The organism is Pseudomonas sp. MPB23, from assembly GCF_046605395.1.
Lineage (GTDB): Bacteria > Pseudomonadota > Gammaproteobacteria > Pseudomonadales > Pseudomonadaceae > Aquipseudomonas.
In genome coordinates this window covers 4,634,430-4,645,900 of record NZ_CP176771.1, presented here as the reverse complement: position 1 = coordinate 4,645,900, position 11,471 = coordinate 4,634,430, and the positions used below count along the sequence as shown (strand labels likewise).

The 11,471-nt window shown below is 61.2% G+C and carries 12 protein-coding genes and 1 pseudogene; 10 read left to right on the top strand and 3 right to left on the bottom strand.

From position 1 onward, the window contains the following. Positions 1-63: 63 nt before the first annotated feature. Complete coding sequence (locus tag ACLH0J_RS20865) at positions 64-405, bottom strand: SCP2 sterol-binding domain-containing protein (RefSeq protein WP_321144035.1); 342 nt, start codon at positions 403-405, stop codon at positions 64-66. A gap of 56 nt (positions 406-461) precedes the next feature. Further along, entirely contained in the window at positions 462-1,172 is a 711-nt protein-coding gene (locus tag ACLH0J_RS20860; protein ID WP_411388818.1) for a histidine phosphatase family protein, read from the bottom strand. Positions 1,173-1,366: 194 nt separating this feature from the next. Here ACLH0J_RS20860 and sohB point away from each other — a divergent pair, with 194 nt between their 5' ends. Both sohB and ACLH0J_RS20850 read left to right on the top strand, forming a co-directional pair. Continuing rightward, a complete protein-coding gene (gene sohB / locus ACLH0J_RS20855) occupies positions 1,367-2,392 on the top strand; it encodes a protease SohB (RefSeq protein WP_411388817.1) in 1,026 nt (341 codons plus the stop codon). Between the two features lie 313 nt (positions 2,393-2,705). Beyond that, entirely contained in the window at positions 2,706-4,274 is a 1,569-nt protein-coding gene (locus ACLH0J_RS20850; RefSeq protein WP_411388816.1) for a TerC family protein, read from the top strand. A gap of 43 nt (positions 4,275-4,317) precedes the next feature. Here ACLH0J_RS20850 and ACLH0J_RS20845 read toward each other — a convergent pair. Next, positions 4,318-4,584, bottom strand: a pseudogene (locus ACLH0J_RS20845) (thioredoxin family protein); the annotation flags it as partial. Between the two features lie 357 nt (positions 4,585-4,941). Between ACLH0J_RS20845 and ACLH0J_RS20840 the strand changes: the two are divergent. The 8 genes from ACLH0J_RS20840 to ACLH0J_RS20805 all read left to right on the top strand — a co-directional run bounded on the left by ACLH0J_RS20840 (position 4,942) and on the right by ACLH0J_RS20805 (position 11,464). Further along, positions 4,942-5,790 (top strand): transporter substrate-binding domain-containing protein, encoded by an 849-nt coding sequence (locus ACLH0J_RS20840; protein ID WP_010564616.1) that lies wholly within the window; start codon positions 4,942-4,944, stop codon positions 5,788-5,790. A 52-nt stretch (positions 5,791-5,842) separates the two neighbouring features. Continuing rightward, positions 5,843-6,505, top strand: coding sequence for an amino acid ABC transporter permease (locus ACLH0J_RS20835; protein ID WP_010564617.1), 663 nt, complete (start codon positions 5,843-5,845; stop codon positions 6,503-6,505). 11 nt (positions 6,506-6,516) lie between these two features. After that, a complete protein-coding gene (locus ACLH0J_RS20830; RefSeq protein ID WP_411388815.1) occupies positions 6,517-7,179 on the top strand; it encodes an amino acid ABC transporter permease in 663 nt (220 codons plus the stop codon). Further along, entirely contained in the window at positions 7,176-7,958 is a 783-nt protein-coding gene (locus tag ACLH0J_RS20825; RefSeq protein WP_411388814.1) for an amino acid ABC transporter ATP-binding protein, read from the top strand. Before ACLH0J_RS20830 ends, ACLH0J_RS20825 begins: the two co-directional genes overlap by 4 nt. A gap of 14 nt (positions 7,959-7,972) precedes the next feature. Further along, positions 7,973-8,362 (top strand): RidA family protein, encoded by a 390-nt coding sequence (locus ACLH0J_RS20820; RefSeq protein ID WP_078742925.1) that lies wholly within the window; start codon positions 7,973-7,975, stop codon positions 8,360-8,362. A 106-nt stretch (positions 8,363-8,468) separates the two neighbouring features. Further along, a complete protein-coding gene (locus ACLH0J_RS20815) occupies positions 8,469-9,233 on the top strand; it encodes an IclR family transcriptional regulator (RefSeq protein ID WP_411388813.1) in 765 nt (254 codons plus the stop codon). 10 nt (positions 9,234-9,243) lie between these two features. Continuing rightward, on the top strand, positions 9,244-10,452 hold the full coding sequence (locus ACLH0J_RS20810) for an amino acid deaminase (protein WP_411388812.1): 1,209 nt from the start codon (positions 9,244-9,246) through the stop codon (positions 10,450-10,452). Between the two features lie 103 nt (positions 10,453-10,555). Next, complete coding sequence (locus ACLH0J_RS20805) at positions 10,556-11,464, top strand: sugar kinase (RefSeq protein ID WP_411388811.1); 909 nt, start codon at positions 10,556-10,558, stop codon at positions 11,462-11,464. Positions 11,465-11,471: the final 7 nt, after the last annotated feature.

The window sequence follows — 11,471 nt, the reverse complement described above, 5'->3', positions numbered from 1 at the left end:
AAACGACAAATCCCGCCATTGGCGGGATTTGTGTTTTTAACATGGTGCTTACAGCCAGTGTTCTCAGGAAGGGAACAGATCGCTCAGCTTCATGGCCAGCATCATGTCGCCTGCTGTGCGCAGTTTGCCGGACATGAAAGCCTGCATGCCGTCGGTTTCACCGGAGACAATGCCTTCCATGGTTTCGGCGTTCATGATCAGCGTCACTTGAGCACCTTCGACGTTCTCGTCATCGGGGGCAGGTGCTTGAGCTTCATGCAATTCGCAAGTGCCGTTCGCAACGGTCAATGTGAAGTATTTTTTCTCGTCGGTAATATTAAAACCGAAAACCAGGTCAAGGCCGGCAGCAGCGGCTGGGTTGAATTTGGCTTTCATCGCTTCTACAGCTTTGGCTACATCAGTCATGGTTTCGATCCTTAAGGGTAGAGTCCAGTGACCTTGGGGTCACGGTTGGCCGCAGTTCACCGGAAGGTGATGAGCTGCGGCGCCTTCAACAGTTGCAAGTGGGTATGGCTGTTGAAGGAAGCCAGTGCCACCTCGCGACCGCGGAATTTCAGCTGGTTGAGCGAGGTGTTAACAATTTGCCAGTTCAGTTCGAAGGCCTGGGCGGCCGGTATTCGGGTAATCAGGTGGAGCAGGGCGGTGATGGTGCCGCCGGAGGTGAACACGGCGATCTTCTGCGTGTTGTCCGCTGCCTCGAGAATGCGTTGCAGGCCTCCCTGGACACGTTCCACGAACCCCAGCCAGCTTTCCAGTCCTGGCGGATCATAGGTGCCGGTCAGCCAGCGCTCGATGATCAGGGCGAAGATACGCTGGAATTCGCTGCGGTTCTGCGCAGCGTTGCGCAGGATGTCCAGGGCTTCGGGTTCGGTGGTCAGCAGGTCGGGGAGCAGGGCGCGAATGATCGCTTCGCCGTCGAATTCGTTGAAGGCGCTGTCGATTTCCAGCGCCGGCACCGGCAGGCCGAGGGCGCTGTATTGCTCGAAAGCCGCCGTGGCCGTGTGCTGTTGGCGACGCAGGTCGCCGGATACGCAGCGGTCGAACGTGAGGCCCATGTCCGCCAGATGGCGACCGAGCACTTGCGCTTGTTCCACACCGACGGGCGACAGGACGTCATAGTCGTCTGCACCGAAGGAGGCCTGGCCATGTCGAATCAGATAAATGCTGCCCACGTCCGTTTTCCCGGTACGTTGAAGTCTGGCGAGGTTATGAGGATGCCGAAGAGCTGTCAATGAAAAAACATACGCTTGTTTTAAAAGCGTGTTGGAGTGCCTCGCTGGTGGCGGTTTGAGCACTGGCCCCATGGCGATCCCGTCGGTATGCTTGGGCCATTCGCGCCTGGCGCCGTGCATTGTTAAGGAGACACATGGATTTTTTGGCTGAATATGCGAGCTTTCTGGCGAAGACCGTTACCCTGGTGGTCGCTATTCTGGTGGTACTGATCAGCTTCGCGGCACTGCGCAGCAAAGGTCGTCGCAAAGCTGCCGGTCAACTGCACGTCAGCAAACTCAATGATTTCTACAAAGGCCTGCGTGAACGCCTTGAGTCGACCGTGCTCGACAAGGATCAGCTCAAGGCCTTGCGCAAGTCCGAAAGCAAAGCCGAAAAGAAGAACAGCAAAAAGACACCCGAGGCCAAGCCGCGGGTGTTCGTGCTCGACTTCGACGGCGACATCAAGGCCTCGGCCACCGAGAGCCTGCGCCACGAAATCACTGCCCTGCTGAGCCTGGCCACGCCCAAGGACGAAGTGGTGCTGCGCCTGGAAAGCGGCGGCGGCATGGTGCACAGCTATGGTTTGGCCTCGTCGCAACTGGCGCGTATCCGCCAGGCGGGCGTGCCGTTGACCGTGTGCATCGACAAGGTCGCGGCGAGCGGCGGCTACATGATGGCGTGCATCGGCGAGAAGATCATCAGCGCGCCGTTCGCGATCCTCGGCTCCATCGGCGTGGTGGCGCAGTTGCCCAACGTCAACCGCCTGCTGAAGAAGCACGACATCGACTTTGAAGTGCTGACCGCCGGCGAGTACAAACGCACCCTTACGGTGTTTGGCGAAAACACCGAGAAAGGCCGGGAGAAGTTCCAGGAAGACCTGGACATCACCCATCAACTGTTCAAGAACTTCGTGTCGCGCTATCGCCCGCAATTGGCCATCGACGAAGTGGCGACCGGAGAAGTGTGGCTGGGTGTTGCAGCCCTCGACAAATTACTGGTCGACGAACTGCAGACCAGTGACGAATACCTGGCCACCAAGGCCAAGACTGCCGAGGTGTTCCACTTGCACTATGCCGAGCGCAAGAGTCTGCAAGAGCGCGTAGGCCTGGCGGCCAGCGGTTCGGTGGACCGCGTGCTGCTGACCTGGTGGAGCCGGTTGACCCAGCAGCGATTCTGGTAGGGCGCGCGGGTTTGTTGTGGCCTCAGGTGCTCCATTGGTCACAACAAACCAAGTCTATCGGGGGCTTTTACAGATCTTGTAATAGTTCTGCGTTATAGGAAGTTTGTACTTCAACTGTAGGATCCAAGTCCTTTTGTTATTTCAGGACTTGCATGAACACCCTCTCGGAGCCCCCCAGTCGTCTTTCCCCAAGACAACCCCTGTTGCTGTTCCCGCTGAAGCACCCCGTATTCCAATGGCTAACCCTGTCCCGGTCCTCTGACCGCGCTTTGCCGTGCCCGGCATTCTGAACACCGATAAAGAGACTCTATAAATGGAATGGTTAGCGGACCCCACGGCCTGGCTTGGCCTGTTGACGTTGATTGTGTTGGAACTGGTGCTGGGTATCGACAACCTGGTGTTTATCGCGATCCTGGCGGACAAACTGCCGCCGGAGCAGCGTGACCGTGCGCGGTTGATCGGTTTGTCCCTGGCCTTGCTGATGCGCCTGGGCTTGCTGGCAAGTATTTCCTGGTTGGTGACCCTGACCCAACCGCTGTTCGAGGTGTTCGACAAGAGCTTCTCGGGACGTGACCTGATCATGTTGTTCGGTGGTGTGTTCCTGTTGTTCAAGGCCACCATGGAATTGCACGAACGTCTTGAAGGGCATGTGGCCCAGCGCTCGGGCAATGTGGCGTATGCGATGTTCTGGCCGATCGTGGCGCAGATCGTGGTGCTCGATGCGGTGTTCTCCCTGGATGCGGTGATTACTGCCGTGGGCATGGTGGATGAACTGGCGGTGATGATGATCGCCGTGATCATTTCCATCGGCCTGATGATCGTCGCCAGCAAGCCGCTGACCCGTTTCGTCAACGCCCACCCGACGGTGATCATGCTGTGCCTGGGCTTCTTGATGATGATCGGTTTCGCCCTGACAGCCGAAGGCCTGGGCTTCCACATTCCGAAGGGCTACCTGTACGCCGCGATTGGTTTCTCGATCCTGATCGAAGTGTTCAACCAGATCGCCCGCTCCCGGCGCAAGAAGTCCGCGCAAGGCGTATTGCCGGTGCGTGAGCGGACTGCCCATGCGGTGATGCGTTTGCTCGGTGGCCGCAGCCTGGCGGTGGAAGAGGTGGACGAAGACGTGGCCGACCTGCTGGGCGAGCCGGATGCTGCGCAAGGGCCGCTGTTCGATCGGCGTGAGCGGGTAATGATCAGCGGCGTGCTGCAACTGGCCGAACGGCCGATCCGCACCTTGATGACGCCACGGGCCAAGGTCGACTTTATCGACCTGGCGGACGATCCCGACACAATCCGCCTGAAACTGATGCATTCGTCCTACTCGCGCCTGCCGTTGATCCGTGACGGTGCTGTCGATGAGCCATTAGGCTTCGTGCACAAAAAGGAACTGCTCAAGGAGTACCTGGCCGGTAATGAGCCGAACCTGGAACACCTGGCGCGACGTGCGATCAATCTGCTGGAAAGCTTTTCGATCCTCAATGCCCTGGAGCAGATGCGCCAGGCCTCGACCCACATCGCCTTCGTGATCAACGAGTTCGGTGATTTCATCGGCGTGTTGAGCATGACCGACATCCTCGAATCCATTGCCGGTGAGCTGCCCGATGCCAGTGAGATCGAAGGGCCGGACATCGTCGAGGAGGGCGATGGCTTCCGCGCCAATGGCGCCTTGAACCTGAACCAAGTCCGTCAGCGCACTGGCTTCAAGGCGGTCACGACCGAGGATTATCAGACCCTGGCCGGCCTGGTCATGAGCCTGCTCGACCGTCTGCCGGTGGTGGGCGATAGCCTGGAGCATGAAGGCTGGTGTCTGACAGTGGCGGCGGTGGAGGAGCGACGGGTGACACAAGTGGTATTGCGCCCTGGTGCGGGGCATAGCGCTTGAAAAGGCCCTCGACGAACTGCGCCTGTTCTGGCGCGGGGCCAAACCCCTTGGCTTTCTCCGCCATCAGGCCGTTGAGGTAGACCAGCAGGGTCGGAGTGCCTGTGACTTCCGGGTGCTTCGGCGTCTCTGCGCAATCCAGTACCAGGCTGACCGCGTCAGGGTGTTCCCCGGCAACGTGCTTGAACAGCGGCACCGCGCTCGAGCAGGCGGGGCAGTGGCTGGAGACGAACAACAGGAATACTGGACGGGATGTACTCAGCACCCGTTGATAGTCCTCGGCATTGGCAATAATCGCGTTGGCATACCCCATGACGGTTGTCCTCCTGGATGACAGGGTTGTCTGCCAACGCTAAGCGCGGTGCCCGCTGTCGTCTACTGTCAACCTTCACAGGTCTGCGCGTTCGCGCGCCCCGCAATGGGGCGTGGTAACCCTGGCGTGGTGCGCTCGGTTGAACCTGTCACCGCCGTGTGGGGTCTTGGGTAGCAATGCGATTGTGGCTGCTGGCCTGATGCCTTGTTGTCCTAAAGACTTATCCCTCTGATTTAAAACGCGTTTATTCCCTGCATATTTTTCTGTTGCTGCGTGTGGCACACTTTCTGCTGTCTATTCCGTTGTTACATACTAAGTTCCGGTATAGCGGAATACACAACTTCTGGAGTGCTTGTCATGCATCACCGACCTTCCGTGTTCAAAGCGTGTGTTTTTCTCTTCGCCGCATCGGCTTCCCTCGCAGGCATCGTGCAGGCGGCGGACAGCAAGCTCGATAACGTGCTCAAGCGTGGGCACTTGATCGTGGGTACAGGCAGTACCAATGCGCCGTGGCACTTCCAGGGAGCGGATGGCAAGTTGCAGGGGTTTGATATCGACATCGGCCGCATCGTGGCCAAGGGCTTGTTCAACGACCCGAGCAAGGTCGAGTTCGTGGTGCAGTCGTCCGACGCGCGGATTCCCAACCTGCTGACCGACAAGGTCGACATGAGCTGCCAGTTCATCACCGTCACCGCCAGCCGTGCGCAGCAGGTCGCGTTCACCCTGCCGTATTACCGCGAAGGCGTCGGCCTGCTGTTGCCGAACAACAGCAAATACAAAGAGATCGAAGACCTGCAAGCCGCCGGCGACGGCGTCACCGTAGCCGTGCTGCAAAACGTGTATGCCGAAGAACTGGTGCACCAGGCGCTGCCCAAGGCCAAGGTCGACCAGTACGACAGCGTCGACCTGATGTACCAGGCCGTGAACTCCGGCCGTGCCGATGCCGCCGCCACCGACCAGTCCTCGGTCAAGTACCTGATGGTGCAGAACCCAGGCCGCTACCGCAGCCCGGCCTATGCCTGGAGCCCGCAAACCTATGCGTGCGCGGTCAAGCGTGGCGACCAGGACTGGTTGAACTTCGTCAATACCGCGCTGCATGAAGCCATGACCGGTGTGGAGTTCCCCACCTACAAGGCCTCGTTCAAGCAGTGGTTCGGCGTCGATCTGCCAGAGCCTGCGATTGGTTTCCCCGTCGAGTTCAAGTGATTCGTGAAAACCGGGGCGCCGGCAATGGCGCCCCCATCAGGTACTGTCGACCATGAACTATCAGTTGAACTTTGCCGCCGTGTGGCGCGATTTCGACACCTTGCTGGCGGGGCTGTGGCTGGGCCTCGAACTGGCGCTGCTGTCGATCGCCATCGGTTGCGTGATCGGCCTGTTGATGGCGTTCGCCATGCTGTCCAGGCACCGGGCGTTGCGCATCCTGGCTTCGGTGTATGTGACGGTGGTGCGCAATACGCCGATCCTGGTGCTGATCCTGTTGATCTACTTCGCCTTGCCCAGCCTGGGCATCCGCCTGGACAAGATCCCGTCGTTCATCATCACCCTGTCGTTGTACGCCGGGGCCTACCTGACCGAAGTGTTCCGCGCCGGGCTGTTGAATATTCCCAAGGGCTTGCGCGAAGCCGGGTTGGCCATCGGCCTCGGCGAGTGGCGGATCCGCGCGTACATCACCGTGCCGGTGATGCTGCGCAACGTGCTGCCGGCACTGTCGAACAACTTCATTTCGCTGTTCAAGGACACCTCCCTGGCCGCTGCAATCGCGGTGCCGGAGCTGACCTATTACGCCCGCAAGATCAACGTCGAAAGCTACCGGGTGATTGAAACCTGGCTGGTCACGACCGCGCTCTACGTGGCCGCCTGTTACCTGATCGCCATGCTGCTCCGTTACCTGGAACAGCGTTTGGCGATCCGTCGTTAGAAGAGGCTCGCATGTACCAATCCCCCAACTGGCTGCAGGAGTTGTGGATCGCCCGGGACACTCTCTGGGCCGGCTTCCAGACCAGTGTGTATGTCTCGGCGCTGGCGATTATCTTCGGCACCCTGATCGGCATCGTCGCCGGGTTGATCCTCACCTACGGCAAATTCTGGATGCGCGCACCGTTCCGGCTGTACGTCGACCTGATCCGCGGCACGCCGGTGTTTGTGCTGGTGCTGGCGTGTTTCTACATGCTGCCGGCGCTCGGTTGGCAGATCAGCGCGTTCCAGGCCGGTGCCGTCGGGCTGACCTTGTTCTGCGGCTCCCATGTCGCGGAGATCGTGCGCGGCGCGCTGCAAGCCATTCCCCGTGGGCAACTGGAAGCGGGCAGGGCGATCGGCCTGACGTTCCCCCAGTCCCTGGGCTACGTGCTGCTGCCCCAGGCGCTGCGCCAGATCCTGCCGACCTGGGTCAATTCCTCCACGGAGATCGTCAAGGCCTCGACCCTGCTGTCGGTGATCGGCGTCGCCGAGTTGCTGCTCAGCACCCAGCAGGTAATCGCGCGCACCTTCATGACCCTGGAGTTCTACCTGTTCGCAGGCTTTATGTTCTTTGTCATCAACTACGCCATCGAATTATTCGGGCGCTACATTGAAAAGCGGGTGGCCTTGCCATGAACCAACCTCAAACGACCCAGCCGCTGCTGGACATTCGCGGCTTGCGCAAACAATACGGCGCAGTGGAAGTGCTCAAGGGGGTCGACCTGTCCATGCAGCGCGGCAACGTGGTGACGTTGATCGGCTCCAGCGGCTCGGGCAAGACCACGCTGCTGCGCTGCGTCAACCTGCTCGAAGAGTTCCAGGGCGGGCAGATCACCCTGGACGGCGAGTCCATCGGCTACAACGAAGTCGCCGGCAAGCGCGTGCGCCACCCCGAGCGGGTGATCGCCCAACACCGTGCGATGACCGGCATGGCGTTCCAGCAGTTCAACCTGTTCCCGCATTTGACTGCGCTGCAGAACGTCACCCTGGGCTTGTTGAAAGTTAAGAAAATGCCTAAGGACGAAGCCGTGGCCTTGGCGGAAAAATGGTTGGATCGTGTAGGACTCCTAGAACGCCGCAATCACTTCCCCGGCCAACTGTCCGGCGGCCAGCAACAGCGCGTGGCGATTGCCCGTGCGATTGCGATGAACCCCAGCCTGATGCTGTTCGACGAAGTCACCTCGGCCCTCGACCCCGAACTGGTGGGCGAAGTGCTCAGCGTGATCAAGGGGCTGGCGGAAGAGGGTATGACCATGTTGCTGGTCACCCACGAAATGCGCTTTGCCTATGAAGTGTCGGACAAGATCGTATTCATGAACCAGGGGCGCATCGAGGAACAGGGCTCGTCGAAGGACATCTTCGAACGGCCGCAGTCGCCGCGCCTGGCGGAATTTTTGAAGAACATTCGTTTTTAATCAGGAGCATATTTATGAGCATTACTCGTTACGGCACCGGCAGCACCGCCGGCGGCGGCCAGCCCCGTCCTTTCGCCCGCGCGGTGGAAGCGGACGGCTGGCTCTACGTCTCGGGCCAGGTGCCAGCGGTGGACGGTGAAATCATCAACGGCGGCATCGTCGAACAAACCCGGCAGACGATGCGCAACGTGGTGGCGATCCTCGAAGAGGCCGGTTACGAACTTAAGGACGTGGTGCGCGTCGGCGTGTGGCTGGAAGACCCACGGGACTTCTGGAGTTTCAACAAGGTCTTCGGCGAATACTTCACCCCGGAACACGCCCCGGCGCGCGCCTGTGTGCAGGCCAACATGATGGTCGACTGCAAGGTGGAGATCGATTGCGTGGCCTACAAGAAAAAGGGCTAAATGCCCCACTCTTGAAACCACAGCCAATTCAATGTGGGAGGGAGCAAGCCCCTCCCACAGGGGATCTGTGTTGATAGCAACATCTTTATCGGGACCGACCACCACCATGACCGAAGACACCATCAAACGCCGCGCCAAAGGCCTGGACCGTGCATTCGATATCCTCGATTTTCTCAAGGAGGTCGGCCAGCCCCTGCGCCCGAATGATATTGCCAGCGGCATCGGCAGCCCCAAGTCCACGGTCTACGAGCTGGTGGCTTCCTTGCTGGAGCGCCGCATCCTGGAAACCGTGGGCAAGGACGGGCACGTCTACCTCGGCCGCCAGTTGTACTTTCTCGGCCAGGCACACCTGCGCCATTTCGACCTGACCCGCGAGGCCGATCACGCCCTGCAGGAAATCGTCAGCCAGACCCACGAAACCGCGCAGATGTGCCTGCTCAACGGGCGCAAATACACGGTGGCGCTGATGCGCGAAGGCGAGCGGCACTTCCGTATTTCCTCGGACATCGGCGAAAACGCCCCGATCCCGTGGACCGCTTCCGGGCGCCTGTTGCTGGGGCATTTGAGCGACCAGCAGATCGTCGACCTGATCGACCCCGACGACTTCATCCTGCCGGACGGCGAGCGCCTGGCGCTGGACACCTTCCTCGCGCAGATCCGCCAGGCCAGCCTCGATGGGTTCTTTTCCTTCGACAGCGTGGCCGACACCTTTACCCATTGCTTCGCCGCCCCGGTACGGGACGCGCAAGGCATCAGTATTGCGACGTTGTGCATCGTCGCCCCACGGGCCGATGCGCTGAAAAACTACAACGACTATCGCCGGGTGTTGATCGAAAGCGCCAACAACCTGGCCCGTCGCATCAACGAATAGGAGTTTTTGCATGTCTGCCATCAATGCCGTTGAAAAGGGCGCCGCTGCTGTCGGCGCCCACCTGGTCCGTGACGTCAGCCTGCCGGCCCTGGTGCTGCACCGCGACGCCCTGGAGCACAACATTCACTGGATGCAGGACTTTGTCCGCCGCAGCGGCGCGGAACTGGCGCCCCATGGCAAAACCAGCATGATGCCGGCACTGTTCCAGCGCCAGATCGCCGCCGGCGCCTGGGGCATCACCCTGGCCAATGCCGTGCAGACCCGCGCCGCCTACGCCGGTGGCGTGCGCCGCGTGTTGATGGCCAACCAACTGGTGGGCGCGCCGAACATGGCGTTGATCGCCGAGTTGCTGGCCGACGCGGATTTCGACTTCCACTGCCTGGTCGACCACCCGGACAACGTCGCCGACCTGGGCCTGTTCTTCGCCGCCCGTGGCCTGCGCCTGAACGTGATGATCGAATACGGCGTGGTCGGCGGCCGTTGCGGGTGCCGCAGCGAGCAGGAAGTGCGCGAGCTGGCCAGGGCGATCAAGGCTCAGCCGGCTCTGGCCCTGACCGGCATAGAAGGCTACGAAGGCGTGATCCACGGTGAACATGCCATCAGCGGCATCCGCGACTTCGCCGCCAGCCTGGTGCGCCTGGCCGTCGACCTGCAAAACAACGGCTCGTTCGATCTGCCCAAGCCCATCGTCACCGCGTCGGGTTCGGCCTGGTACGACCTGATCGCCGAATCCTTCGCCGCGCAAAACGCCGCCGGCCGCTTCCTCAGCGTATTGCGCCCCGGCAGCTATGTGGCCCACGACCATGGCATCTACAAAGACGCGCAGTGCTGCGTGCTCGACCGGCGCAGCGACCTTGACGAAGGCCTGCGCCCGGCCCTGGAAGTCTGGGCCCATGTGCAATCGCTGCCTGAGCCTGGGTTTGCGGTGATCGCCCTGGGCAAGCGCGACGTGGCCTACGACGCCGGATTGCCGGTACCGCTCAAGCGCTACCGCGCGGGGATTGTGCCGGCGCAAGGCGATGATGTGACCGCGTGCACCGTCACCGCCGTGATGGACCAGCACGCGTTCATGCGCGTGGCGCCCGGCGTCGAGCTGCGTATCGGCGACATCATTGCCTTCGGCACGTCGCACCCTTGCCTGACCTTCGACAAGTGGCAGGTCGGTTGCCTGGTGGATGAGCAGTTGCAGGTGATCGAGTCGCTGCCTACCTGCTTCTAGACCGCGTCGGCTCTATTGCGAGCAAGCCCCTGCGTGAACACATTCAAAGGTGGGAGCGGGCTTGCTCGCGATGGGGCCATCAGCCTCCCCGGAGACAACAGGCATGAACACCACCCCCCGCATCGCCCTCATCGGCGAATGCATGATCGAACTGCAGCACCGCGCCGACGGCAGCCTGCAACAAAGCTTCGGCGGCGACACCCTGAACGCGGCGGTGTACCTGCGCCGCGAATTGGGCGATGTCGGTACGGTCGACTATGTCACGGCCCTGGGCGATGACAGTTTCAGCGATGCCATGTGCCAACAGTGGCGCGCCGAAGGCCTGGGACTGGGCATGGTCCAGCGCTTGCACGGGCGTTTGCCTGGCCTGTATTGCATCCAGACCGACGCCAACGGCGAACGCAAATTCCTCTATTGGCGCAACGAAGCCGCAGTGCGCGACTGCTTCACCACGCCGGCGGCGGCGCCGATCCTGGCGGCGCTGCCGGGTTACGACGTGGTGTATTTCAGCGGCATTACCCTGGCGGTGCTCGGTGAGATTGGCCGCGAGCGGTTACTGCACGCGCTGATCGACACCCGTCGACGCGGCGGCAAAGTGGTGTTCGACAACAACTACCGCCCGCGCCTGTGGGCCAGTGTCGACGCGGCGCGCGCGGCCTATCACACGGTGTTGGCCGAAGTGGACATGGCCTTGCTGACCGAGGACGACGAGTGCGCGCTGTTTGGTTATACCGACAGCGAGCAGGTATTCGCCGCGTACCCGGCGATTGCCGAAGTGGTGCTCAAGCGCGGGGCGGATGCCTGCCTGATCCGCTGCGATGGCGAACGCTTTGCCGTGCCGGCGCTGCAGGTCGAGAAGGTGGTGGACACTACGGCGGCGGGGGATTCATTCAGCGCGGCGTATCTGGCCGGTCGTCTCAAAGGCGCTTCGCCGCAGGAGGCCGCGAAGGCTGGGCATCGGTTGGCCAGTCGGGTGATCCAGGTGCCGGGGGCGTTGATTCCTCGGGGGTGAATGGCCG

What these genes read in the sequence shown, in the direction of transcription:
- ACLH0J_RS20865 (WP_321144035.1), bottom strand. Translation starts at nt 405, where the DNA reads ATGACTGATGTAGCCAAAGCTGTAGAAGCGATGAAAGCCAAATTCAAC.
- sohB (WP_411388817.1), top strand. Translation starts at nt 1,367, where the DNA reads ATGGATTTTTTGGCTGAATATGCGAGCTTTCTGGCGAAGACCGTTACC.
- ACLH0J_RS20850 (WP_411388816.1), top strand. Translation starts at nt 2,706, where the DNA reads ATGGAATGGTTAGCGGACCCCACGGCCTGGCTTGGCCTGTTGACGTTG.
- ACLH0J_RS20840 (WP_010564616.1), top strand. Translation starts at nt 4,942, where the DNA reads ATGCATCACCGACCTTCCGTGTTCAAAGCGTGTGTTTTTCTCTTCGCC.
- ACLH0J_RS20835 (WP_010564617.1), top strand. Translation starts at nt 5,843, where the DNA reads ATGAACTATCAGTTGAACTTTGCCGCCGTGTGGCGCGATTTCGACACC.
- ACLH0J_RS20830 (WP_411388815.1), top strand. Translation starts at nt 6,517, where the DNA reads ATGTACCAATCCCCCAACTGGCTGCAGGAGTTGTGGATCGCCCGGGAC.
- ACLH0J_RS20825 (WP_411388814.1), top strand. Translation starts at nt 7,176, where the DNA reads ATGAACCAACCTCAAACGACCCAGCCGCTGCTGGACATTCGCGGCTTG.
- ACLH0J_RS20820 (WP_078742925.1), top strand. Translation starts at nt 7,973, where the DNA reads ATGAGCATTACTCGTTACGGCACCGGCAGCACCGCCGGCGGCGGCCAG.
- ACLH0J_RS20815 (WP_411388813.1), top strand. Translation starts at nt 8,469, where the DNA reads ATGACCGAAGACACCATCAAACGCCGCGCCAAAGGCCTGGACCGTGCA.
- ACLH0J_RS20810 (WP_411388812.1), top strand. Translation starts at nt 9,244, where the DNA reads ATGTCTGCCATCAATGCCGTTGAAAAGGGCGCCGCTGCTGTCGGCGCC.
- ACLH0J_RS20805 (WP_411388811.1), top strand. Translation starts at nt 10,556, where the DNA reads ATGAACACCACCCCCCGCATCGCCCTCATCGGCGAATGCATGATCGAA.